Origin of the sequence: Xanthomonas hortorum, from assembly GCF_024339125.1 — a bacterium.
GTDB lineage: Bacteria > Pseudomonadota > Gammaproteobacteria > Xanthomonadales > Xanthomonadaceae > Xanthomonas > Xanthomonas hortorum.
This window is the reverse complement of record NZ_CP101417.1, coordinates 1448174-1470901: the sequence shown is the minus strand read 5'-3', so window position 1 is coordinate 1470901 and position 22728 is coordinate 1448174. Positions and strand designations below refer to the sequence as shown.

Below are 22728 nucleotides of genomic sequence, written 5' to 3'. Positions count from 1 at the left end.
CGGCCCATCGCATTGCCTCATTGCACGACGCTCGCCGCGATCAGTATTTCTTTTCCAGATTAATCATCCAGGTCTGATCGTCGTTGTTGTCGCCGTCGGTAATGCCGCGGTATTCCAGCCGCGTCGACAGGCCCTGCTCGGTCAACAACGCCGCACCGATGCCCACCATCAAACGGTTGCGATCGAACGCGCTTTGACCGGCGCGATAGAACGGCCCGCCGTTCAGATCGGCGTAGCTCAGCGTGGCATCGCCACGGCCCTGGAAGTCGCGCTGATATTCCACGCGCAACTGCGGGGTCAGCCGGCCCCAGGCGACGTCGCGGCGCCATTCCAGCCGCAGGCCCAGGTTGCCGGTGGTGGTGGCCACGTCCATGTCGTCATAGCGCAGTGCGAACGGCGCCACGCCGTCTTCGACATAGCCATCCAGCGTGGCACGTGCCACATCCACGCGCGCATACGGTGTGATCTGCAACTCGCCACGCTGCAGGTCCGCACCGGTGGACACCGACGCGATCCACTGCTTGCCGTCGCGGTTGCCCTCGGCCATCGAGCTATCGTCGGTGACGAAGCGACGCAGGTCGTAGGACAGCAGCTGGTAGCCCACCAAGGTGTCGAAGAAGAACGCCTTGCCCGGATGGAAGCTGGCATACAACGCCATGGTGTAGGCGGTGGCCTTGGAGTGGCTGCCGTTCCTGCCCACATCGCTGTCGTCGCGGCCCCAACCCAGGCCCGCACCGATCGCCAGCGACTGCGCCACCCGGTAATCGGCGCCCACGCTCAGGCCGTCGGTCTGGAAGTCCACCCCGGTGCTGTTGGACTGCTTGTCCAGGCTACCCGAGCGGATCGCACCGCCTACCCACAGACCCAGGTCGCCCTGACCCTGCGCAGTGCTGTTGCCGCTGCTCGCCACTGCCGGCGCATCGCGGAAGTCGTTGTCGGCCTCCTGCGTGTCCGGGCTGCACGGCTGCGCACTGATGCCGCGATCGGCCTGGCGGCAATGCGAGGTCGGCTGGAAGCTCACCGCGTTGCTGAAGGTGCTGCCGCCGCGATGGGTGGCTTCCAGACGGCGCTGGAAGTTGTCGATCTGCGCCCGCGCAAAACGCCGCGTGGACTCGGACTGCGCATCGATCAAGCCGCGCACTTCCGCATCCACGCTCGGGTCGCGGCGCGGCGCGATGGTGAACACCACGCTGGCCGGCACCGAAGTAGCGAACGCATTGGACAAGGTGAACTGCACCGTGGCCTGGCCGACGAACGCCGGGTTCGGGGTGAAGGTCAGCATGAACGTGGGCGTCTCGGCCATCGCAGCCGCCGCCGGCGATGGGCCGGAGGCACGCGCCGCCGCCGCAGTGGCGGTACCGCCAGTCCGGGTGATGGTGGCGGTACCGGCCGAGGCCGGCAGCACCGCGACCACGGCCGCAGCCACGAACGGCCCGCCGGTGGCATTGCGGGTCAGATCGACCTGCTGCGCCTCGCCCGGCACTGCCGCGGCAGTCACCGACACCGCCACCGGCCGCGCGTTGACCGTAATGGTCAACGTGACCGGGGCCGAGGTGCCGCCGCTACCGGTGACCGTGTAGCTCACCACATCGGTGCCGACGAAACCGGCGGCCGGCGTATAGACCAGCTCCAGCCCGTTGACCACGGCGGTGCCGTTGGTCGGCGCAGTGGCAATGGCGATCGATGCGATGTTGCCGGTGTCGTTGGCGGTCACCGCCACCGTCACCGCGGTGTCGGACATGGTGGCCGCCACATCGGCCACGGCCACTGGCGCCGCATCGCTCACCGTGAAGCTGTAGGCCTGCGTGGCGCTGGCATTGCCGGCATCGGCCACCGCGATGGTGAAGGACGAGGTGCCCTGCGTGGTTGGCGTGCCCGACAGCGTGCCGTCGCTGGCCAGCGTCAGGCCAGCCGGCAAGGTGCCGCTGGCGATGCTGTAGCGATACGGCGCAACGCCACCGCTGGCAGTCAGCACCTGGTTGTACGCGCTGCCGCGCACCGCCGGTGGCAGGGTGGGCTGCGCCGGCACCAGCGTCGCCGCTGCAATGGTGACCGAATAGCTGCGGCTGGCCTGGGCGGCCGGGCTGGGCGTGCTGTCGGTGGCGGTCAGGGTGAAGTTGAAGGTGCCCGACAAAGTCGGCGTGCCACTGAGCCCGCCGGTTGCCGCATCCAGGACAACCCCCGTCGGCAATGCACCAGCGCTCAGTGCATAGCTGTAGGGCGCAGTGCCGCCGGTGGCCGGAGCAATCGTCGCCGCATACGCCTGCCCGGCCGTGCCTGCCGGCAAGGTGCTTGCCGGCAACGCCAGGTTCGGTCCGGCCACCGTCAGCGCATAGGCCTGCGCAGCGGTGAAATTGTTCGCGTCAGTCGCCGTCACGGTGAAGTTGAAGCTGCCTTCCACCGTCGGGTTACCGGACAGCGTGCCGTTGCCGGCCAGGGTGAGGCCGGCCGGCACGTTGCCCGCGCTGACTGCATACGTGTATGGCGCGGTGCCGCCGCTGGCGCTCAAGGCCTGGCTGTAGGCCGTGCCACGCATGGCGGCCGGCAACGCGGTGGGCGCGATCACTACCACAGGTGCCGCGATGGTCAGCGTGTAGCTGCGGCTGGCCTGCGCCGCCGGGCTGGGCGTGCTGTCGGACACTGTCAGGGTGAAGTTGAACGTGCCCGCCACGGTCGGCGTGCCGCTCAGTGCACCGGTCGCCACGTCGACGACCACACCCGTCGGCAACGCGCCTGCGGTCAGTGCATAGCTGTAGGGCGCAGTGCCGCCGGTGGCCGGAGCAATCGTCGCCGCATACGCCTGCCCGGCCGTGCCTGCCGGCAAGGTGCTTGCCGGCAACGCCAGGTTCGGGCTCGCCACCGTCAGCGCATAGGCCTGCGCAGCGGTGAAGGTGTTCGCATCTGTCGCCGTCACGGTGAAGTTGAAGCTGCCTTCCGCCGTCGGGTTGCCGGACAGCGTGCCGTTACTGGCCAGGGTCAGGCCGGCCGGCACACTGCCCGCGCTCACCGCATAGGTGTACGGCGCGGTGCCGCCGCTGGCGGTCAGCACCTGGCTGTAGGCCGTGCCGCGAGTCGCAGCTGGTAGCGCGGTGGGTGCGACCACGATGACAGGTGCTGCGATGGTCAGCGTGTAGCTGCGGCTGGCCTGCGCCGCCGGGCTGGGCGTGCTGTCGGACACTGTCAGGGTGAAGTTGAACGTGCCCGCCACGGTCGGCGTGCCGCTGAGTCCACCGGTCGCCACGTCGACGACCACACCCGTCGGCAACGCACCTGCAGTCAGTGCATAGCTGTAGGGTGCGGTGCCGCCGGTGGCGGGCGTGATTGCCGCGGAGTACGCCTGCCCGGCTGTGCCTGCGGGCAAGGTGCTTGCCGGCAGGACCAGATTCGGGCCGGCCACGGTTAGGCTGTAGGCCTGATTGCCGGTGAAGCTCCCCGCATCGGTCGCCGTCACGGTGAAGTTGAAGCTGCCTTCCACCGTCGGGTTACCGGACAGCGTGCCGTTGCTGGCCAGGGTGAGGCCCGCCGGCAACGTGCCGCTTGCTAGCGTGTAGGTGTACGGCGCGGTGCCGCCACTGGCGCTCAGCGTCTGGCTGTAGGCAGTGCCACGCGTGGCGGCCGGCAGCGTGGACGGCGCAACGACGATCGGCGGCGCGGCGATGTTCAAGGTGTAACCGCGTGTGCCCTGCGAGGGCGTTCCGCTGGTGCTGTCGGTGGCGGTCACGCTGAAGGCAAAGCTGCCCACGCTGCCGGGGGTGCCGGTCAGGGCGCCGCTGCTGCCATTGAGCGTGATGCCCGCCGGCAGGGCGCCGGCGGTGACGGCGTAGGTATACGGCGCAATGCCGCCCGTCGCCGGATTGAGCGCGCTCGAATAGGCCTGGCCTGCAGTGCCGGCCGGCAAGCTGGTCGCCGGCAAGGTCACCGTCGCGCCGGCCACGGTCAGGGTATAGGCACGATTGCCGCTGGTGGGGCTGCCGCCGCTATCGGTAGCGGTGGCGGTGAAGTTGAAGCTGCCGGTGGCGGTGGGCGTGCCGGACAGCACACCGGCAGCGCTCAGGGTCAGCCCGGCCGGCAACACACCGGCAGTGACGGCGAAGCTGTACGGCGCGGTGCCGCCGCTGGCGCTCAGGTTCTGGCTGTAGGCGCTGCCCGCGGTCGCCGCCGGCAGCGATGCCGGCCCGACCGTCACCACCACGTCGTCGTTGAGGATGGTGCCGGCGCCGGTGGCGCGCGCGATGCTGGCGTTGCTGGCACCGGACAGGCCGACGCTGAAGGTCTCGTTGGGTTCGACCGCGGTGTCGCCATTGACGGTGATCGCCACGCCCTGCGCGGTGGTGCCCGGCGCGAACGTCAGCGTGCCCGAACGCGCGACATAGTCGCTACCTGCGGTGGCAGTGCCGTCGGCAGTGGCGTAATTGACCGACACGGTCTGGCCGCTGGCCGCGCTCAGGCTCACAGTGAAGGTCGCCGTGGTGGTGCCGCTGTTGCCTTCGTTGACGCTGACGTCGTCGATCGACAACGCCGGCTGCGCATCGTCGTTGACGATCGTGCCCTGGCCCTGAACGTCGCCGGCGCTGGCGCCGCTGATGTTGCTGACGTTGACGAAGAAGGTCTCGTTGGGTTCGCTGAGGGTGTCGCCGTTGACCAGCACGGTGAAGGTGGCGCTGCTGCTGCCGGCGGGGATGGTCTGCCCGGTCAGGCTGGAGGCGACGTAGTCCACGCCCGCGGTGGCGGTGCCATCGGCGGTGGCGATATCGAAGCTGACGCCGCCGGCGCCGGCCGGCTGGCTCAGCGAGACGGTGAAGGTGGCATTGCTGGTACCGGCATTGCCTTCATTCACGGAGACGTCGTTGATCGACAGCGTTGGCTGGTCGTCGTTGGCAATGGTGCCGATGGCGCTGTTGGGCGAGCCCACGCTGTAGCCGCTGCCCGCAGCGAGACTGATCACCACGGTCTCGTCCGGTTCGATGGTGGCATCGGCGGTGGGATTGATGGTGATGGTGCCGCTGATCTGGCCGGCGGCGATCGTCAGCGGCGAACTCACGGCCGCGTAGTCGCTGCCCGAGGTCGCGCTGCCGCCGACATTGAAGGCGACCGACACCGCGCTCTGCGCGGCCTGGTCGAGCGTGACGGTATAGATCAGGTTGGCCGCGCCGTCCTCGGGCACGCTGGCCGGAGACACCGTGATCGATGCGGTCGGAAAGTCGTCGTTGACGATGGTGGCGGTGGCGCCGGACGGGCTGCCGATGGCATAGCCGCTGCCGCTGACCACGCTGATCACCACCGTCTCGTTGGCCTCCACCGTGGTGTCGGCGACCGGGGTGACGGAGAAGGTGGCCGTGGTGGCGTTGGCGGGCACCACCACGCTGTTCGGCGCACCCGTGTAGTCGGTGCCGCTGGTGGCGGTGCCGCTGCGGCTGAGGTTCACCGTGGTCGCCGAACTGCTGCTCTGGCTCAGCGTCACCGTGTAGGTGAAGGCGGCGCCGCTGTCTTCGTTGCGGCTGGCCGGGCTCACCGCGATGCTGGCCGACAGCGACGGGGTGATGGTGATGTTGACGGTGATGGTGTCGCCCCGGCCATCTTCCAGGGGGAACGTGTCGCTGGTGGCGCCGTCACCGTTGTGGGTGTAGGTGACGATTTGCGTCCCCTGCGCGCCACTCGGATTGGGCACCACGATCGTGCCGTGCGCGGGTTGCACACCGTTCCAGCCAACGCCGATATCGTCTGCTCCCGTGCCATCGCAGGTCGTCACGTCGATCTGTACCGAACCGCCCTGCACCACGGTGGCGTTCAGCGTCGGGCAGTAGGTCGAGGCTTGCGCCATCGCCCAACCTGGCGCCAGGAGCATCATCGCGAACAGGACAAACATCACGGCCAGACGTGCGCGGCCGCCGGTGGCGTCCGCTAGAAACCTACGTTGCTTATTCACTGTCCACACCCCTGGAGCGCGCCATCCCCGGCGCCGGCAACGATCCTCGTGCCTGAAGACAACGTCGCCCTAGTGGGATTGCTCCCTTCGACATTGCGAGGGTATTTGAACAGGAACTGACTAACGAATAAAGAACAAAAACTTAATACTTCATTCCAATTCTGAATAGTTGAGACTTGCTCTATTCAAAAATGACATGTATCTGTGCAAATTAGTCCGACACGCAGTCGGCGTTGCACTTACGGGAAGGAAGTCCGCATGAGTGAGTTCTTCTTGGGTCAGATCATGATGACCGGCTTTGCGTTTGCGCCCAGGTATTTTGCGCAGTGCAATGGCCAACTGCTGCCGATCAATCAGAATCAGGCACTCTTCAGCCTGCTTGGTACACGTTTCGGCGGCAATGGCAGTACCACTTTCGCGTTGCCGGAGATGCGCGGGCGCACGCCGCTCGGCTTTTCGCCTTCGGCCGATGCAAACTGGCAGCCCGCACCGCTGCCGATCGGCCAAAGCTCCGGCGCGGAGAACGTGTCGCTGCTGCCCAGCAACCTCCCGGCGCACAATCATTTGCTGGAGTGTTCCAGCACTGCCGGCAACAACCGGGGTCCCAGCGGCCGCTCTTTCGGCACCAATGCCAGCACGAGCGGTCCGGCCACCGCGCTGTATGCGGCGCCGGGGACACTGGTGGCGATGAATCCGGCCACCGTGGCTCAGGCCGGTGGCAGCCAGCCGCATCCGAATCTGCAGCCGTACACCACGCTCAATTTCTGCATCGCGCTGTCCGGCATCTTTCCTTCGCGCAGCTAAGGCGGCGCCTGCACCTCATAAGCAGCGTGCCACCGGCGGCGCGCAGCGCACCCATCGACCAGATAAGGACACCATGGCCACTCCATTCATCGGTGAGATCCGCATGTTCGGCTTCGGCCGTACTCCGCAAGGCTGGCAGGCCTGCGACGGCAGCCTGTTATCGATCTCCGAATACGAAGTGCTGTTCATGCTGATCGGCACCACCTACGGCGGCGATGGGCAGAGCACCTTCGCGGTACCGGATCTGCGCGGGCGCGTACCGCTGCATCAGGGCCAGGGCCCGGGCCTGAGCAACTACGTGATCGCCCAGAAGGCTGGCGCCGAGACGGTTACCCTGACTGGGCTGCAGTTGCCGGCGCACACGCACACGCTGGTCGCTACAACCGCCACCGCGACGGCCACCGCGCCATCCGGACTGTTGCCTGGCACAGTCGTCGGCGACGTGTTCTACGCGACCGACACCACCGGCGCCACGGCGACGCCGATGGCCACCGAGTCCACCACGATCACCGGCGGTGGCCAGCCGCACGAGAACACCATGCCGACCTTGACGGTGCAGTACTGCATCTCCACTGCCGGTATTTTCCCGCAGCAGAGCTGAGCCCATTCACCGCGCCGCGCTCGGCGCGGTGCCTGCACGTTCTACAGAAGGACCGCGTTCATGACCGAACCCTATATCGGCGAAATCCAGCTGTTCGGCTTCGATTTCAATCCCGTCGGCTGGGCGCTGTGCAACGGCGCCACGCTGCCGCTGCAGCAGAACACCACGCTTTACTCGCTGCTCGGCATCGCCTACGGCGGTAACGGCTCGACCACGTTTCAACTGCCGAACTTCTGCGGACGCGCAGGCTGCGAGCAGGGGCCGGGCCCGGGATTGACCAGCCGGCAGTTGGGCAATAGCTTCGGCTCGGCCACAGTGAGCCTGTTGCCCACGCAGATCCCGCCGCACCAGCACGGCATCAACGCGTTCACGCAACCGGATTCGACCAAGAAAAGCGGCACGCCCGCCAACGGCGCAGCGCTTTCAGCGCTAGGCAGCAGCACGGCACGACCGTTCGTGACAGTGGCGCAACCCGACACCCAGTTCTCGCCCACGGCGCTGCTGCCGACCGGCAACGGCTTGGCGCACGAGAACCAGCAACCGTATCTGGCGGTGAATTTCTGCATTGCGTTGTCCGGCACCTATCCACAGTTCGATTGACGCCATGCAACACGATGTCTACGTTGCGCTGGCGAGCGAGCAGCCCGGCGTCGTGCGTACGCGTGCGCTGATCGCACGCGGCATCTCGTTGCGACCTGAGCATGACGACGACCTGCCCTGGCTGCGGGATCTCTATGCCGACACACGCAGCGACGAACTGGCGCACGTGCCCTGGCCGGAGACGACCAAGCGCGCGTTTGTGGATCAGCAGTTCACCCTGCAGCGCACGCATTATCGGCAGCACTATCCGGACGCCGACTTTCTGATCGTACAGACGCCGGACGAACGCATCGGCCGGCTGTATCTTCAGCGCGCAACGCTGCAGCACGTGCTGGTCGATATCAGTCTGTTACGGGGTTGGCGCGGCAAGGGCGTGGGCACCGCATTGATCGTGCATGCGCAAATCCTGGCGCAGGCCGCGAGCTGTGGCGTGGCGTTGCACGTCTTGCATGCCAACCCTGCGGCGCGCCGGCTTTATGCGCGACTGGGCTTTCTCGCGGGCGACGCCAGCAGTACCCACCTTGCGATGCACTGGCAGCCCACCGAGATGGCGGCCACGCCGCTCAGTTGAAGATCGCCTGATACAGAAAGCCATCGCGCTCGCGTGCCACCGGCACCAGAAACACCCCGACCTCGCCCAGCCGCGTGTGGCGCAACTGATAGATCTGCTGCGGAAACAGGAATGCCGAGCTGTTGCGGAACAGCAGCGAGAATGGCGCGCGATGAACTGCCTGCTTGGTGGGCAACGGCCGTGCCTCGACCAGCACGAATGGAACCTCGCCTTCGTTCAATGCGGCAGAGAACGTTTCGTTGACGCTGCCTGCGAAGTGCTCCAGGGTCAGTAAGTCCATTTTGTGCTCATGGTCGGCAGAGAGTTCGATCATCCACATCGGGCATACCTGCCACAACAGCTATGCGCTCGAACGCTGCAGTGGGTCATGCATGAGACGGCTTGTTGCATTCGCATCGGCCGCAATCCGTCTGCTGCGGTACAGGCGTCATGCGACAATACTGCACGCGCCGGTTCGGTTATGTTCAGCCGTGTGACGGTTACTCTATCGCGTTGGAATTCTGTTAAAGGCTTCGATGACGGCGTCCGCATCTCCTGTCGTGCAGTTGTCCGGTGTCCGCATCGATCGCGGCGGTCGCACGATCCTGCGCGACGTCTCGCTCGACGTGCCACGCGGCAGCATCACTGCCGTGCTCGGTCCATCCGGTAGCGGCAAGTCCACCTTGTTGGCCGCGCTGACCGGCGAGCTGCGTCCGGTCGCCGGCACCGTCACCCTGTTTGGTGAAGAGATCCCGCGCGGCAACCGTGCGCTGCTGGAGATGCGCCGCAATGTCGGCGTGCTGCTGCAGGGCAATGGTTTGCTGACCGACCTGAGCGTGGCCGACAACGTCGCGCTGCCGTTACGCACGCATACCCGCCTGCCGGCACCGGTGCTGCAACGCCTGGTGCAGATGAAGCTGCATGCAGTGGGCCTGCTCGCCGCTGCCGATGCCTGGCCGCGCGAGTTGTCCGGCGGCATGGCGCGGCGGGTGGCGCTGGCGCGTGCGCTGGCACTGGACCCGCCGCTGATGATCTACGACGAACCGCTGACCGGCCTGGACCCGATCGCCTCGGGCGTGATCATGAGCTTGATCCAGCGCCTCAACGACAGCCTGGGCCTGACCAGCATCATCGTCAGCCACCACGTGCACGAAACCTTGCCGATCAGCGACCAGGCAGTCGTTATCGCCAATGGCGGCATTGTGTTCGCAGGCACGCCCGCGCAATTGCAGGACAGCACCGATCCGCTGGTGCAGCAGTTCCTGCATGGCCAGCCGGACGGCCCGATCGCCTTCGATGCGGCGCCGCGGCGCGACCGGAGTGCTGCCTGATGGCCATGGTCGAATCGATCCGCGCCTTCGGCCGCGCCGGGCTGTTCTCGCTGACCGTGCTGCGCGGCTCGGTACCTACGCGCGACTTCATCGCCGAGCTGGTGCGCGAGATCTACAAGGTCGGCGCGCGCTCGCTGCCGATCATCGCCGTCGGCGGTGCCTTCGTCGGCCTGGTGCTGACGCTGCAGGGCTATCGCACGCTGACCACCTACGGTGCCTCCGATGCGCTGTCCACCCTGCTCGGCCTGTCGCTGTACCGCGAGCTGGCGCCGGTGCTGACCGCGCTGCTGTTCATTGGCCGCGCCGGCAGTTCGATTGCCGCCGAGCTCGGCCTGATGCGCGCTACCGACCAGATCAAGGCGCTGGAGCTGATGGCCATCGACCCGATCGCCAAGGCCGTGGCGCCGCGCTTCTGGGCGGCGGTGCTGACGGTGCCGTTGCTGACCGGCGTGTTCTGCTCGCTGGCGATCACCGGCGGCTACTTCGAGGCCGTACACGTGTTGGGCATCGACAACGGCACATTCTGGTCGGGGTTGAGCAACAGCGTGGACTTCTGGGACGACTTTGGCGTGGCAATGCTCAAATCGGCGATCTTCGGCGGCACCGCCGCACTGGTTGCCGCCTACGTGGGCTTCCACGCCGAGCCGACCATCGAAGGCACCTCGATCGCCACCACCCGTGCGGTGGTGAACGCCTCGCTGCTGGTGCTGATGTTCAACTTCGTCCTTTCTGCAATGTTGTTTAGGTGAGTGGAATAACTATGGCCATGCGTGGACCACGACTCGAATTCGCCGTCGGCGCCTTTTTGCTGCTGACCCTGGCCTCGCTGCTGGTGCTGGCGGTGGCCTCGACCAACCAGCGCTGGGGCTTCGGGTCCAGCCAATACACGCTGACCGCGCGCTTCAGCCAGATTGGCCAGCTGCGTGCGCAGGCGCCGGTAAAGATCGGCGGCGTGACCATCGGCAAGGTCTCCGACATCAGCCTGGATCCGACCAAGTTCGATTCGGTGGTGACCTTGTCGCTGGACAACAAATACAAGGATCTGCCCGCCGACACCTCGGCCGGCATTTTCACCAGCGGCCTGCTCGGCGAGAGCTACATCGGGCTGCAGCCGGGCGGCGACCCGGAAACGCTCAAGCCGGGCGAAGAAATCGGCTTCACCCAGCCGGCGGTGGATCTGCTGCAGCTGGTCGGCAAGTACATGTTCAGTGGTGGCGGTAGTGGTGGCAGCAATGCCCCGGCCGCCACCGATGGCCAGGCCCCGCCGCCTGCCCCGCCCGCTTCTCCCTCTACGGAACCTCACCACCAATGAAAACCACCCTGCTCTCCGCCCTCCTGGCCTCGACCCTGCTGGTGTGCGCACCGGCCACCGTGCTGGCCCAGCCGGCTGCCGCCAGTGCGCCCGCGCAGGGCGCGGCCACCAAGACCGTCATCGACAGCAGCACGCGCATCCTGAGCACGCTGGACCAGCGCCGCGCCGAGTTCCGTGGCAACCCGGCCGCGCTGCGTCAGTACATCGATGGCGAATTGAACAAGGCCTTCGACCGCGACTACTCCGCACGTCTGGTGCTGGGCGTGAACGGCCGTGGCGCCTCCGATGCGGACGTCAAGCTGTTTGCCGATGCGCTGGCCGACAACCTGATGCAGCGTTACGGCACCGCGTTGCTGAACTTCGAAGGCAAGCCGACCTTCCGCGCCAAGTCCGAGAGCGCGCTGCCGGGCAACCGCGGCGTCAAGGTCTCCACCGACCTGCTGCGCGCCGGCAACGACCCGACCCCGGTCGATTACATGATGCGTAACGTCGGCGGCCAGTGGAAAATCTTCGACGTGATGATCGAAGGCATCTCCTATGTGCAGACCTTCAAGACCCAGTTCGACGGCCCGTTGCGCGAGAAGGGCATCGCCAAGGTCGCTGCAGAGTTGCGCAGCGGCAACCTGCAGGTCGGTGCGGCACCGGCCAATGGCAAGTAACAGCTCCGTGCAACGCAACGGCGACACGCTGGCACTCACCGGCGTGCTCGACCGGGCGGCGGTCACTGCGGCCTGGCCGCAGGCGATCGCGCAGCTGGACGGCATTCGCACGCTCGACCTGTCCGGTGTACAACGCCTGGACAGTGCCGGCGTGGCGATGCTGGCCGAACTGTCTGCACGCGTGCGCAGCACTGGTACCGTTACGGTGGTGGGTGAGGCGTCCGGTCTGGACGAATTGCGCGCCGCTTATCGCTTGTCCCCTACTTTCGATTTTCAGGCGTGAGCGCCACCCCATGACCCAGTTACGCCCCCTCTCTTTGTTGGCCGCCTGCCTGCTGCTTGGTGCATGCGCCAGCCAGACGCCGAAGTCCGCCCCGCCCGCAACTGCGACCAGCATCGCGCCAAGCGCTGAAACACCGGTGCGCGACGATGCCGGAGTGACCGCGCAACCGGCCGCTGCCGGAATCGCTGCACCGGACGCGTTGCCGGTCACTGCCGCTGCGCCTACCGACCAGGCCAGCGCCGATGCCAGCGGCAGCAGCTCAGGGGCGCCGACCGCCGCTGAAGACGACTTCGACGCGCTGTATGGCCCCACCACGCCGCAAGCCGGCGGCAACGGTGCCCCGGCACAGCCTGGCGCGCAGGCCTACGACCCGTGGGAGCGCTACAACCGCGGCATGCACCGCTTCAACATGGCGGTGGACCGCGGTGTGGCGCGTCCGCTGGCGACCGCCTACACCAAGGTGGTGCCGAGTCCGGCGCGCCTTGGCGTCACCAACTTTTTCGACAACCTCGGCACGCCGCTGACCATGGTCAACCAGCTGCTGCAGGGCCACCCGGTGTATGCGGTGCAGTCGCTGGGCCGCTTCGTGATGAACTCCACGTTGGGCGTGGCCGGTCTGTTCGACCCGGCCTCCGCAGCCGGCATTCCGCGCCGCAGCGAAGACTTCGGTCAGACCCTGGGTGCCTGGGGCTGGCGTAACTCGCGTTACTTCGAGCTGCCGCTGTTTGGGCCACGCACCGTGCGCGACACCGTTGGCCTGGGTGGCGATATTCCACTGTCGTGGGTGCGCCAGGTCGACGATGGCGGTGCGCGCTTTGCCCTGCAGGGCTTGCAGCTGGTGGATACGCGTTCGCAGCTGATGTCGCTGGATTCGCTGCGCGACCAGGCACCGGACGAGTACGCCCTGACCCGCGATGCCTGGATGCAACGCCGCAACTACCAGATCGTGCGCGATCTGCGCAGCCATCGCGAAAAGAACACCGAGCTGCCCGACTATCTGCGCGAAGACAAGGACAGCACTGTGCCGGTGGACGCGATGCCGATTCCGCAATGGATTCGCTGATCGGTTGAGTCTGCGGTTTGAAGTCACTACGAAAGCCCGGGAGCGATCCCGGGCTTTTTGTTTTTGGAGCGGCTCTGAGTGCGACAGCTCTGGCGAAACTACCGAGCATTTCAAAAGCGCCCTCTACCGCATTCGATACCGACCCCAACCTGGGCCATTACCAGGGCCGTAGCACGCAGTCGGTAATTGATCGGGAAACAGCGTAGGGTGACGCGGCTTGAGCGCAGGAACCTTGTGGCCTCGCCTGGTCGGCTCACCTCCGGTATCTCGGCATGTCGAGGCCGTCACCGAGATACGTCTTCATGGCCGTCACCGCTTTGGACCAACAACTCATCCGCTTCGAACCGAGTGCCGATGCGCGAGCGGCCTGGTCCGAGGTCATGCTTGAGCGGCATGGTTTGTATTGTGCGTTCGACGCATCGAAGTCGCTACATTCCACGGCGCAACACTGGAATCTTGGGAATGTGGTGTTGACCATGGCAGACCTGAGCGCCATGGCCCTGGCACCGGCCGGCGAAAAGCAGGCCGCGTGGCAGGGGGAATGGCTGTATCTGAAACTCATGACCGGCGGTGAAGTCGATATTGAAATGGCCGGCGTGCAGCAGCGCTTTGCGGCCGGCAGCATGTTCATGCTCGATCCGAGTGGTGCGTTCAGCGAGTCATTTGCCTTACGCAGCCAAATGACGGTGTTGCGGATTCCAAAGTCGGGTTTACGCGATCGTGGCCTGCGCCACGCGTTGAATGGTTTGCTGGTGCCGGATATGGAGTCGGCGGACATGCGTGCCACGCGTGATCTGATTCATTGCATCGCCGCGCAGCACGTTTCGCCAAGCACGCACATGCGGTATCTGATGGAGCAGCAGTTGCTCAATCTGGTGGACGCGATACTTGCCACCCCCACCGAGACGGTGAAGCAGCGCAGTAGCGCGGCGGTGGTGTTTCGTGCAAAGCGCTACATTCATCAGCATCTGGGCGATCAGCAGCTCGATAGCGCCGCAGTTGCCGCAGCGGCGCACGTATCGGTCAAACATTTGCAGCGCCTGTTCCGGGCCGAAGACAGCGGTGTGATGCGGTATGTCTGGCAGGTGCGCCTGCAGCACGCGCACCGCCTGTTGAGCGAGAGTAATGGGCAGGCGGCGAGCGTCCAGGAAATCGCCTGGCGTTGCGGGTTTGCCACTGCCGCACATTTCAGCCGTGCGTTTCGGGCCTGCTACGCCATGTCTCCTTCGAATGCGCAGGTACAGCGCCTACGTTGAGCAGGCATGCTTTAAACAGACGCGTTTGCCTCGTTTCAGAAACGCGCCTTGCGGACATGTACCACGCGCCTTGCAGATAAAAGAATCCGACGGTACGCGGCATAGAATCGATCCGTTGTTGAACAACTGATCCATGCCCGGAGCGCGCAATCGGATTGCGCCCATTCCTTACTCTTTTCATCGCCGACTTATCGGCAAGTATCGTCGCGCCTGGCGCTTGGCGATGCTGCCCGCACACGTTTCAAGGATTTCTGCATGCAAGCGCACCGCACTGAACTCTATACCGCCGAGTTTGCTCGGCGGGTCGACGATAATCAACGTCACCTAAGAAACAATCTGGCCGCCGAGTACGATTACATTATCTGTGGCTCGGGCACGTCGGGCTCGGTTGTCGCACGCCGCCTGGCGCAAAACCCTGACATCACCGTATTGCTGCTGGAGGCGGGCGGCAGCGACGATGTGGCCAGCGTCAGCGACGCTTCGGTCTGGTTTACCAATTTGGGTAGCGAGCGTGACTGGCAGTTTCAGGCGCAACCCAATCCGCATTTGAATGACCGTGCGATCCCGCTCTCCATGGGCAAGGTGCTCGGCGGCGGTTCGTCGATCAACGTCATGGTCTGGGCACGCGGGCACCGCAGTGATTGGGATTACTTTGCCAGCGAGTCGGGTGATGCGGCCTGGAATTATGAGGCGACGCTGGCGACCTACCGGCGTATCGAAGACTGGCGCGGCGAGCCGGATGCCGAGCGCCGGGGTACCGGCGGTTTGGTGCTGGTGCAACCGGCGCCCGACCCGAATCCGGTGGCGCCGGCCATGTTGTCTGCCGCAGCGCAACTGGGGATACCGACATTCGACGATCAGAACGGTGCCTTGATGGAAGCCGGCAGTGGTGCCGCCATCGCCAATCTTTGCATCGAAAACGGGCACCGCCGCTCGATCTTCAGACGCTACGTCTATCCACTCATGGCACAGCCGAACTTGACGGTGCTGACCCATGCCCACGTCTTGCGTGTGGTGCTGGAAGGCAAGCGGGCCGTCGGTGTTGAAGTGCTTCATGCAGGAAAGGTTGGTCGCATCAAAGCCCGGCAGGAAGTCGTGCTTTCGGCTGGTGCGCTCCACACTCCGAAGATCCTGATGCATTCGGGTATTGGCGAGGCCGGTCATTTGCTCGAACACGGGATCGAGGTGGTGCAGGACCTGCCGGGCGTCGGGCAGAATTATCAGGACCACATGATGGTGTCGGGGTGCATCTGGGAATATGAGCAAGCGTATGCGCCGCGCAACAATGCAGGCGAATCGACCTTTTTCTGCAAGAGTCATCCAGACATGGACTCGCCGGATCTGCAGACATTTCTTGCGGAAATCCCGATCGCCAGTGCCGAGGCGCAGGCGATGTTCAACCCGCCTGCCGCTGCCTGGTCGCTGCTGCCGGGGCTGGTGCGCCCCAAGAGCCGTGGCTCGATCACTTTGAGCGGATCCGACCCGATGGACCCGCTGAAGATCGATACCGGCGCATTGTCGGCACCGGAAGACGTGCAGGCGCTGGTTCGCGGTGTGGAGATCTGTCGCGACATCGGCAACAGCGCATCCATGCGTCCCTTCGTGAAGCGTGAGGTCATGCCGGGTGCCTTGCACGGGAAGGGGCTCGAAAACTTCGTGCGCAATACCGCCTCCACCGTGTGGCATCAGTCGTGCACCGCGAAGATGGGCCGCGATGCAATGTCGGTGGTGGACGCGCAACTGCGGGTCTATGGCATCGACGGGTTGCGGATCGCGGATGCATCGATCATGCCGCGAGTGACGACCGGCAATACCATGGCGCCGTGCGTGATCATCGGCGAACGCCTGGGCAGGCTGTTGACCTGTTGACCGACGCATCGCGCCGTGTGTGCAACGCTTTGATCACTTGAGCAAGAACGGCGATCTGTTAGGTCGCCGTTCTTTTGAGCGTGCAGCTGCGTGACCAGTCGATCAGCGTGGCAGATGCGCCATCGCGTAGCCGCAATGTCATTTGCCAGAACGCAACGCAGGTTCGGGCCTGATCGACGGCGTGCGGTCGACATAGGTGAGATAGTGTTTCCATAGATCGTGCGACCGCTGATCGTTGAGGTCGACGATGCAGCTTGCTGCCTTTGCCGGCCCAACCGTCGCATTGCCCCACTGTTTGCGTACGTTGCCGCATTGAAGATCTTTGTACCTCGTCCAAGCCGCTTGTGCGTTGTCGAACGCGTCGGCTGGAACATTCAAGACAGTCATCGCCCTTTCGCGTGCGGCGGTCAGATAGTCAGTCAGACGATCCTGCGATAGGCCGACTTCGTCATTCCAGCATGCGTTGCTTTCCGCTGTTGTGGCTGGGTTGAAGCATCGGGGTGCTGCCTGCAATGCCGGGCAGCCGAGGAGCGTCAGGATGACAAGGATGTAACGCATCGACATAAGCCATTGGAGTCTGTTCTTGCGCGATGATTGGGCTTGCTTGCTACATATATGTTCCGCCGTACCCTCACCCCAACCCCTCTCCCGGGGGGAGAGGGGCTCAAGCAGTCGCTAATGCTGCATCGACTGCCTGGCGCAGGCGTGCGTCGTCTGCCGGGACGTCGGGGGCGAAGCGGGCGATGACCTGGCCATCGCGGGCGATCAGGAATTTTTCGAAGTTCCATAGCACACCCGGTGCCGGGTTGGGCTGGATGCCGTAGCCGGCCAGTTTTTCGCGCATCGGGCCGTCGCCGGTGGCGTGTGGACGTGCGCTGGTCAGCTGCTGATACAGCGGATGGGTGTCGGTGCCGGTGACGGCGATCTTGGAAAACATCGGAAAGGTCACGTCGTAGGTGAGCTGGCAGAACTGGGCGATCTCCGCCTCGCTGCCGGGCTCCTGGCCCTTGAAGTCGTTGGCCGGAAAGCCCAGCACTTCCAGGCCCGCTGCCTGCTTATCGCGATACAGCGCTTCCAGGCCTTCGTACTGCGGGGTCAGCCCGCACTTGGAGGCGACGTTGACCACCAGCAGCACCTTGCCGCGATAGTCGGCCAGCGTGGCGGGCTCACCGTCGATACGGGCCACGGGAATGTCGTAAAGCGTCTGGCTCATCGGTACGTCCTGGGCAGGGAGAGCCGAGAGCATAAACCGCTGAAGCCGAGCGAGCGATGCGGGTGTCTGACGGTGCTTGCGGTTGGCTGTTGCTTACAACTTTCTGTTGCTGCAGTTGGCTTTGCTGCGGCCGGCTATTGCGACAGCTGGCGACCACTGCGTGCACTGGCGGATCAGCTGATCCGCCAGTGCCAACGCTTACGCACATGCAATGCCATCAATCGATACACAACGCGGCCTGGCCCATGCCGCCGACCACTTCCTGGCGGCAACCGAAGCGGTCGCTGTCGCGCTGGCAGGTACCGGAGGTGGCGGTGCCGGCGGGCACGATGCTGGTGGCCAGGCAATCGCCACTGCAGTCGGAGTTGTCAGTGCAGGTCTTGCCGGCATCGGCGTACGGCACCACGCAGCGCACCGTCTGCATGCGACCGACCGGGCGTAGTTGCCCACCTTTTGCGGTGCATTCGGCAGCATCAGCAGAGACTGCGCGCGGTGGTGGTTGGGCGCTCGCTGCAGCGCCCGGTTTGGCAGCCGGAGTATTGCTGCATGCGGTCAGCAGCAGGGCGCAGACCACTGCATAGATCCATCGACGCGACATGGCACTCTCTTCTTGGACAAGGTGCGTGCAAGGATCGCGGTGGCGATGTCTGCGTGGTGTGCTTGGCGTTGGGCGCAGGAATGCCACGTTGCAGGCCTGCCCTTGTAGGAGCGGCCCTGGCCGCGATGAGGCGTTGTCGGTAAGGCCTCGTCGCGCCCGGGTGCGCTCCTACGTTGTCCTCTCCTGTGGTGCCGCTGGCCTGCCGGAATGGCAGCGCCGTGTCGCGGCATGCGGCCGGATCACTCCTGTTCGTCGCCTGCGTCTTCTTCGCTGCTGCTTCCGGCGTCGTCGCTACCGGCATCGTCCAGCAGCGCCTGCGAGTGCTCGTTGGACAGCGTTTCCACACCGCGCAGGCGGCGTTCGATGGTGCGGGTCTTGCGGCCTGCATCGCCCAGGGTCTTGCCGACGGTGTTGATCTGGCGTTCGGCCTTTTCCAGGATGCCGGCGAACTTGCCGAACTCGCTCTTGACCGCGCCGAGCAGGCCCCACACTTCGCTGGAGCGCTTTTCGATGGCCAGGGTGCGAAAGCCCATCTGCAGACTGTTGAGCAACGCGGTGAACGTGGTGGGGCCGGCGATCACCACGCGGTGCTCGCGCTGCAGCACATCGACCAGGCCGGGGCGGCGGATGGTTTCGGCGTACAGGCCTTCGGTGGGCAGGAACATCACGGCGAAATCGGTGGTGTGCGGCGGGCAGATGTATTTGTCGCTGATCGATTTGGCCTGGATGCGGATCGCGCGTTCCAGCTGATTGCCGAGCAGGCGGATCTGCTCGATGTCGCCGGCTTCCTGCGCGTCGAGCAGGCGTTCGTAATCTTCGCGCGGGAATTTGGAATCGATCGGCAGCCACACCGGGGTGTCTTCGTGCCCACGACCGGGCAGGCGCACGGCAAAGTCCACCGCCTCGCTGGTGTCCGGGCGCACGCGCACGCTGCGCGCATACTGCTCGGCGGTAAGCGTCTGTTCGAGGATGTTGTCCAGCTGCACTTCGCCCCAGCCGCCGCGGTTCTTGACGTTGGTGAGCACGCGCTTGAGATCGCCCACGCCGGTGGCCAGCTGCTGCATTTCGCCCAGGCCGCGCTGCACTTGTTCCAGCCGTTCGGAGACGATCTTGAAGGAGGCATCCAGGCGCGTGTTGAGCGTGGTCTGCAGTTTTTCGTCGACGGTGGCGCGCATCTGTTCGAGCTTGCTGGCGTTGTCGTTCTGCAGATTGGCCAGCTGCTGTTCCAGCGTGGCGCGCATCTCGCCGATGCGCAGCTCGTTGCGTTGGGTGAGCTCGTTCAAGCGCTGGCTCAAGGCCTCGGTGAAGCGCTGCTGCGACTCGCCGGCTTCTTGCCTGCCCTTGCGGGCGTCTTCGGCCAGCGCCTCGCGCAAGGTGGCCATGTGCGTGTCGGTGCGTGCGATCAATTCGGTGAGTTGCTGGCCGAACACCTGGATGCGGGTTTCCTGCTGCTGGCCGAAGCCTTCCAGCTGGGTGCGCAGTTCGGTCAGGCGCAGGGTGAGCAGTTCTCCGGTGCGTTGCTGCGCAAGGCCGCTTTCTTCGCGCGCCTTGCGTGCGTCTTCGCCGAGTGCATCACGCAACAGGTCCAGGCGCTGGTCGGTACGCGTGGAGAGCTCGGTGAGATTGCGCGCGAAGGTTTCCAGGCGGCCGTCCTGCTGCCTTGCCAAGCCTTCGAGTTGCTCGCGCAACTCGCCGCGCCCGTCGCGTTGCTCGGCGCGCAGCGCCAGCTCCAGGCCGCTGGTGGAGGGACGCCGCAGCAGCGCGAGAAGCTGCAACACGAGGACTACGACGAGCAGTCCGAGAAGGATCAGGGATTCGGATGACATGCGCGCAGTGTAACGGGGCTGGTCGCAGGGGCTGCGTCGGGAGTGGACGCCGTGCACAGGATGACGGGCGTGTCGGGTTGCGCCGTGGCGCAGTTCTCATCTTGATTCACTGCCTGTGTTGCTTGGCATGCCAGCGCAGAGTGCGTTGAAGCGCCTATCACCGACGTAGTTCCAACCTGCATGCAGGGCACCACGCAGCTCCCCGTAGAGGCAACGCTACGGCAGGGGCGACCACTCGGGCGTGGTGGCATGTACGTTGGCAGGCATGGATGCAGAATTGCAGCGTCTGCTTCCACACGGTGCGCGCATTGCCCGCCGTCATCGCCCTATGTCGCCATTGGTTATTGAGGATCACATGCTCGAACTCTACGGAAAGCCGACCTCCATCAACGTGCGCAAGGTGCTGTGGCTGTGCGAGGAATTGGCGCTGGACTACACGCTGCACGCGTATGGCAGCGGGTTTGCCTCGGTGGACACGCCGGCGTTTCGTGCACTCAATCCCAACGCGCTGGTGCCGGTGATACGCGATGGCACTGTGGTGCTGTGGGAGTCGAACACCATCTGCCGGTATCTGGCCGCGCGCAGCCATCGCGACGATCTGCTGCCGAGTGCGCCCGCTGCACGTGCACTGGTCGAGCAATGGATGGATTGGCAGGCCACCGAGCTCAACAACGCCTGGCGTTACGCGTTCATGGCGACGGTGCGTGGCAGTGCGGCGCATACCGATGTGCAGGCGATTGCAGCCAGCGTGCGCGAGTGGAATGGGCACATGGCCATCCTCGACGCACAGCTGCAGCGCGGCGGTCCGTTTGTGCTTGGCGCAGACTTCACCGTGGCCGATATTGTGTTGGGCTTATCGACGCAGCGCTGGTTTGCCAGCCCGATCGATCGGCCGGTGTTGCCTGCGGTGGAGGCGTATTACGCGCAGCTCGGGATGCGCGCCGGGTTTCAGCGGCATGGGTGTAATGGGGTGGCTTAGGGGTGCTGGACCTGGCCGGATCGCATCATGTTGTGGGTGGGGAATACGCATCGATCAGGCAGCGATCGAGCTGACGCTGCATTGCCTGTCCGTACCCTCATCCGGCGCTGCGCGCCACCTTCTCCCGATGGGAGAAGGAATCAAACGCCCCTCTCCCATCGGGAGAGGGGGTGGGGTGAGGGTACGGCTTCACGGAATCCTTTCAGAGGCCGTCAAACCCCGTCCATAAAAGTAGCAACCGCTCCGCGCCACTCCAAACAACATCACTACCGATAGCATTGCTGCGGCGCGTTGGGCGACACTCGCGCATTCTTTTGGTTCCTTCGAGGTCCGCATGTCGTCTTGGCTCAGGCGCAAATCCATCGATCAGGTCACCGTGCACGAGGCTGGCCGGCAACTGGTCCGCAGCCTGAGTTGGCCGCATCTGATCGCACTCGGCATCGGCGCGATCGTGGGCACCGGCATCTATACGTTGATCGGCGTGGGAGCGGACAAGGCCGGCCCGGCGGTGCTGTTGTCGTTCGTGGCCGCCGGCATCGTGTGCGCCTGCGCGGCGCTGGCGTATGCGGAAATGGCCACGATGATGCCGGCCGCCGGCAGCGCCTACACCTACAGCTACACCGCGCTCGGCGAGAGCATCGCCTGGGTGGTAGGCTGGAGCCTGGTGCTGGAATACTCGCTGGTGGTGAGCACGGTGGCGGTGGGCTGGTCCGGCTACTTTGTCGGCTTCCTGCAATGGTTGGGGGTGGAGCTGCCGCACGCGTTGGTGGCCGGGCCACACGCCGGCGGCATCGTCAACCTGCCGGCGGTGGTGATCACCTTCCTGGTGGCCGGCATGCTGATGGCCGGCACCAAGGAAAGCGCCACGCTCAACGCAGTGCTGGTGGTGTTGAAGATCATCGCGCTGGGCGTGTTCGTGGCGATCGCGCTGCCGGCCTTCAATAGCGCCAACCTGCAGCCGTTCATGCCGTACGGCTTCTCCAAGGCGATGGGGCCCGATGGCGTGGAGCGCGGGGTGATGGCGGCGGCGGCGATCATCTTCTTTGCGTTCTATGGCTTCGATGCGATTTCCACGGCGGCCGAAGAGACCAAGAATCCGGGGCGCGATCTGTCGATCGGCATCGTCGGTTCGATGATCGGCTGCACGCTGATCTACGTGCTGGTGGCGTTGTCGGCGGTGGGTGCGATGAGCTTTACCGTGTTCGGCAAGAGCCCGGAGCCGTTGGCGCTGATCCTGCGTGAGCTCGGCCATGGCAAGGCGGCGTTGGTGATCGGTGCGGTGGCGATCATCGCGCTGCCGACGGTGTTGCTGGCGTTTTTGTACGGGCAGAGCCGCATCTTCTTTGTGATGTCGCGCGATGGCCTGCTGCCGCGTGGCTTGTCCAAGGTCAGCGCGCGCACCGGTACGCCGGTGGCGACGACGTTGTTCACCGCGGTGCTGGTGGCGGCGTTGGCGGGCGTGGCGCGGCTGGATGAAATTGCCGCGCTGGCCAATGCAGGGACCTTGGCGGCGTTTACCGCGGTGGCGGCGTGTCTGCTGGTGTTGCGTGTGCGTGAGCCGACCCGTGCGCGTGCGTTCCGCACCCCGTTGGCGTGGGTGGTGGGGCCGGTGGCGATTTTGGGGTGTCTGTATCTGTTCTGGAGTCTGCCGAGTACGACGCAGCTGTGGTTCCTGGTCTGGAACGTGCTGGGTGTGGTGGTGTATGTGGCGTATGGGCGGCGGAATAGTCGCTTGGGCAAGGCGGGTTAGTCCCTTCTCCCACCGGGAGAAGGTGCCCGTAGGGCGGATGAGGGGCGCCTCATACATCTTTCAATTGCCAACCATGACAAACGCGTCGCCACGCGCCTTCAAGAGTGA

At 65.1% G+C, this 22728-nt stretch carries 20 protein-coding genes; 14 read left to right on the top strand and 6 right to left on the bottom strand.

Going from position 1 to position 22728, the window contains the following annotated elements:
- Positions 1 to 40: 40 nt before the first annotated feature.
- A complete protein-coding gene (locus NMB96_RS06190; protein WP_425520907.1) occupies positions 41 to 5926 on the bottom strand; it encodes a putative Ig domain-containing protein in 5886 nt (1961 codons plus the stop codon).
- 258 nt (positions 5927 to 6184) lie between these two features.
- Here NMB96_RS06190 and NMB96_RS06185 point away from each other — a divergent pair, with 258 nt between their 5' ends.
- The 4 genes from NMB96_RS06185 to NMB96_RS06170 all read left to right on the top strand — a co-directional run bounded on the left by NMB96_RS06185 (position 6185) and on the right by NMB96_RS06170 (position 8502).
- Positions 6185 to 6730 carry a phage tail protein gene (locus NMB96_RS06185; protein ID WP_043889582.1) on the top strand — a complete coding sequence of 182 codons (546 nt, stop codon included), beginning with the start codon at positions 6185 to 6187 and terminating at the stop codon, positions 6728 to 6730.
- A 73-nt stretch (positions 6731 to 6803) separates the two neighbouring features.
- Positions 6804 to 7331 (top strand): phage tail protein, encoded by a 528-nt coding sequence (locus NMB96_RS06180; protein ID WP_023905816.1) that lies wholly within the window; start codon positions 6804 to 6806, stop codon positions 7329 to 7331.
- 60 nt (positions 7332 to 7391) lie between these two features.
- A complete protein-coding gene (locus NMB96_RS06175; RefSeq protein WP_023905817.1) occupies positions 7392 to 7931 on the top strand; it encodes a phage tail protein in 540 nt (179 codons plus the stop codon).
- A 4-nt stretch (positions 7932 to 7935) separates the two neighbouring features.
- On the top strand, positions 7936 to 8502 hold the full coding sequence (locus NMB96_RS06170; protein ID WP_084217965.1) for a GNAT family N-acetyltransferase: 567 nt from the start codon (positions 7936 to 7938) through the stop codon (positions 8500 to 8502).
- Here the strand turns inward: NMB96_RS06170 and NMB96_RS06165 are convergent.
- Positions 8495 to 8782 carry a DUF6916 family protein gene (locus tag NMB96_RS06165; protein ID WP_043889949.1) on the bottom strand — a complete coding sequence of 96 codons (288 nt, stop codon included), beginning with the start codon at positions 8780 to 8782 and terminating at the stop codon, positions 8495 to 8497. The genes NMB96_RS06170 and NMB96_RS06165 overlap by 8 nt on opposite strands.
- Positions 8783 to 9017: 235 nt before the next feature.
- Here NMB96_RS06165 and NMB96_RS06160 point away from each other — a divergent pair, with 235 nt between their 5' ends.
- The 8 genes from NMB96_RS06160 to NMB96_RS06125 all read left to right on the top strand — a co-directional run bounded on the left by NMB96_RS06160 (position 9018) and on the right by NMB96_RS06125 (position 16254).
- The gene (locus NMB96_RS06160) at positions 9018 to 9812 is read left to right on the top strand and encodes an ABC transporter ATP-binding protein (protein ID WP_006451570.1); all 795 of its coding nucleotides are present in this window, start codon (positions 9018 to 9020) and stop codon (positions 9810 to 9812) included.
- Positions 9812 to 10561, top strand: coding sequence for an MlaE family lipid ABC transporter permease subunit (locus NMB96_RS06155; protein ID WP_006451569.1), 750 nt, complete (start codon positions 9812 to 9814; stop codon positions 10559 to 10561). The genes NMB96_RS06160 and NMB96_RS06155 overlap by 1 nt, the downstream gene beginning before the upstream one ends.
- Positions 10562 to 10572: 11 nt before the next feature.
- Positions 10573 to 11124: an outer membrane lipid asymmetry maintenance protein MlaD gene (mlaD, locus tag NMB96_RS06150; RefSeq protein ID WP_023905821.1), complete on the top strand. Its 552-nt coding sequence runs from the start codon at positions 10573 to 10575 to the stop codon at positions 11122 to 11124.
- Positions 11121 to 11783 carry an MlaC/ttg2D family ABC transporter substrate-binding protein gene (locus NMB96_RS06145; protein WP_255086503.1) on the top strand — a complete coding sequence of 221 codons (663 nt, stop codon included), beginning with the start codon at positions 11121 to 11123 and terminating at the stop codon, positions 11781 to 11783. Before mlaD ends, NMB96_RS06145 begins: the two co-directional genes overlap by 4 nt.
- Complete coding sequence (locus NMB96_RS06140; protein WP_183086571.1) at positions 11773 to 12066, top strand: STAS domain-containing protein; 294 nt, start codon at positions 11773 to 11775, stop codon at positions 12064 to 12066. Before NMB96_RS06145 ends, NMB96_RS06140 begins: the two co-directional genes overlap by 11 nt.
- 10 nt (positions 12067 to 12076) lie before the next feature.
- Positions 12077 to 13129: an MlaA family lipoprotein gene (locus NMB96_RS06135; protein WP_255086502.1), complete on the top strand. Its 1053-nt coding sequence runs from the start codon at positions 12077 to 12079 to the stop codon at positions 13127 to 13129.
- A 302-nt stretch (positions 13130 to 13431) separates the two neighbouring features.
- On the top strand, positions 13432 to 14385 hold the full coding sequence (locus NMB96_RS06130; protein ID WP_255086501.1) for an AraC family transcriptional regulator: 954 nt from the start codon (positions 13432 to 13434) through the stop codon (positions 14383 to 14385).
- Positions 14386 to 14640: 255 nt separating this feature from the next.
- Positions 14641 to 16254: a GMC family oxidoreductase gene (locus NMB96_RS06125; protein WP_255086500.1), complete on the top strand. Its 1614-nt coding sequence runs from the start codon at positions 14641 to 14643 to the stop codon at positions 16252 to 16254.
- 138 nt (positions 16255 to 16392) lie between these two features.
- On the opposite strand, the gene NMB96_RS06120 is transcribed toward NMB96_RS06125, so the two are convergent.
- The 4 genes from NMB96_RS06120 to NMB96_RS06105 form a co-directional block, all read right to left on the bottom strand.
- Entirely contained in the window at positions 16393 to 16812 is a 420-nt protein-coding gene (locus NMB96_RS06120) for a lysozyme inhibitor LprI family protein (RefSeq protein WP_255086499.1), read from the bottom strand.
- 106 nt (positions 16813 to 16918) lie between these two features.
- Positions 16919 to 17467, bottom strand: coding sequence for a glutathione peroxidase (locus NMB96_RS06115; protein ID WP_255086498.1), 549 nt, complete (start codon positions 17465 to 17467; stop codon positions 16919 to 16921).
- A 217-nt stretch (positions 17468 to 17684) separates the two neighbouring features.
- The gene (locus NMB96_RS06110; RefSeq protein ID WP_168959025.1) at positions 17685 to 18065 is read right to left on the bottom strand and encodes a hypothetical protein; all 381 of its coding nucleotides are present in this window, start codon (positions 18063 to 18065) and stop codon (positions 17685 to 17687) included.
- A 239-nt stretch (positions 18066 to 18304) separates the two neighbouring features.
- A complete protein-coding gene (locus NMB96_RS06105) occupies positions 18305 to 19891 on the bottom strand; it encodes a DNA recombination protein RmuC (RefSeq protein WP_255086497.1) in 1587 nt (528 codons plus the stop codon).
- 355 nt (positions 19892 to 20246) lie between these two features.
- On the opposite strand from NMB96_RS06105, the gene NMB96_RS06100 reads away from it, so the two are divergent.
- Both NMB96_RS06100 and NMB96_RS06095 read left to right on the top strand, forming a co-directional pair.
- Positions 20247 to 20870 (top strand): glutathione S-transferase family protein, encoded by a 624-nt coding sequence (locus NMB96_RS06100; RefSeq protein WP_255086496.1) that lies wholly within the window; start codon positions 20247 to 20249, stop codon positions 20868 to 20870.
- 334 nt (positions 20871 to 21204) lie between these two features.
- Entirely contained in the window at positions 21205 to 22620 is a 1416-nt protein-coding gene (locus NMB96_RS06095) for an amino acid permease (protein ID WP_074056183.1), read from the top strand.
- Positions 22621 to 22728: the final 108 nt, after the last annotated feature.

What these genes read in the sequence shown, in the direction of transcription:
- NMB96_RS06185 (WP_043889582.1), top strand. Translation starts at nt 6,185, where the DNA reads ATGAGTGAGTTCTTCTTGGGTCAGATCATGATGACCGGCTTTGCGTTT.
- NMB96_RS06180 (WP_023905816.1), top strand. Translation starts at nt 6,804, where the DNA reads ATGGCCACTCCATTCATCGGTGAGATCCGCATGTTCGGCTTCGGCCGT.
- NMB96_RS06175 (WP_023905817.1), top strand. Translation starts at nt 7,392, where the DNA reads ATGACCGAACCCTATATCGGCGAAATCCAGCTGTTCGGCTTCGATTTC.
- NMB96_RS06170 (WP_084217965.1), top strand. Translation starts at nt 7,936, where the DNA reads ATGCAACACGATGTCTACGTTGCGCTGGCGAGCGAGCAGCCCGGCGTC.
- NMB96_RS06165 (WP_043889949.1), bottom strand. Translation starts at nt 8,782, where the DNA reads ATGGACTTACTGACCCTGGAGCACTTCGCAGGCAGCGTCAACGAAACG.
- NMB96_RS06160 (WP_006451570.1), top strand. Translation starts at nt 9,018, where the DNA reads ATGACGGCGTCCGCATCTCCTGTCGTGCAGTTGTCCGGTGTCCGCATC.
- NMB96_RS06155 (WP_006451569.1), top strand. Translation starts at nt 9,812, where the DNA reads ATGGCCATGGTCGAATCGATCCGCGCCTTCGGCCGCGCCGGGCTGTTC.
- mlaD (WP_023905821.1), top strand. Translation starts at nt 10,573, where the DNA reads ATGGCCATGCGTGGACCACGACTCGAATTCGCCGTCGGCGCCTTTTTG.
- NMB96_RS06145 (WP_255086503.1), top strand. Translation starts at nt 11,121, where the DNA reads ATGAAAACCACCCTGCTCTCCGCCCTCCTGGCCTCGACCCTGCTGGTG.
- NMB96_RS06140 (WP_183086571.1), top strand. Translation starts at nt 11,773, where the DNA reads ATGGCAAGTAACAGCTCCGTGCAACGCAACGGCGACACGCTGGCACTC.
- NMB96_RS06135 (WP_255086502.1), top strand. Translation starts at nt 12,077, where the DNA reads ATGACCCAGTTACGCCCCCTCTCTTTGTTGGCCGCCTGCCTGCTGCTT.
- NMB96_RS06130 (WP_255086501.1), top strand. Translation starts at nt 13,432, where the DNA reads ATGGCCGTCACCGCTTTGGACCAACAACTCATCCGCTTCGAACCGAGT.
- NMB96_RS06125 (WP_255086500.1), top strand. Translation starts at nt 14,641, where the DNA reads ATGCAAGCGCACCGCACTGAACTCTATACCGCCGAGTTTGCTCGGCGG.
- NMB96_RS06120 (WP_255086499.1), bottom strand. Translation starts at nt 16,812, where the DNA reads ATGCGTTACATCCTTGTCATCCTGACGCTCCTCGGCTGCCCGGCATTG.
- NMB96_RS06115 (WP_255086498.1), bottom strand. Translation starts at nt 17,467, where the DNA reads ATGAGCCAGACGCTTTACGACATTCCCGTGGCCCGTATCGACGGTGAG.
- NMB96_RS06110 (WP_168959025.1), bottom strand. Translation starts at nt 18,065, where the DNA reads ATGTCGCGTCGATGGATCTATGCAGTGGTCTGCGCCCTGCTGCTGACC.
- NMB96_RS06105 (WP_255086497.1), bottom strand. Translation starts at nt 19,891, where the DNA reads ATGTCATCCGAATCCCTGATCCTTCTCGGACTGCTCGTCGTAGTCCTC.
- NMB96_RS06100 (WP_255086496.1), top strand. Translation starts at nt 20,247, where the DNA reads ATGCTCGAACTCTACGGAAAGCCGACCTCCATCAACGTGCGCAAGGTG.
- NMB96_RS06095 (WP_074056183.1), top strand. Translation starts at nt 21,205, where the DNA reads ATGTCGTCTTGGCTCAGGCGCAAATCCATCGATCAGGTCACCGTGCAC.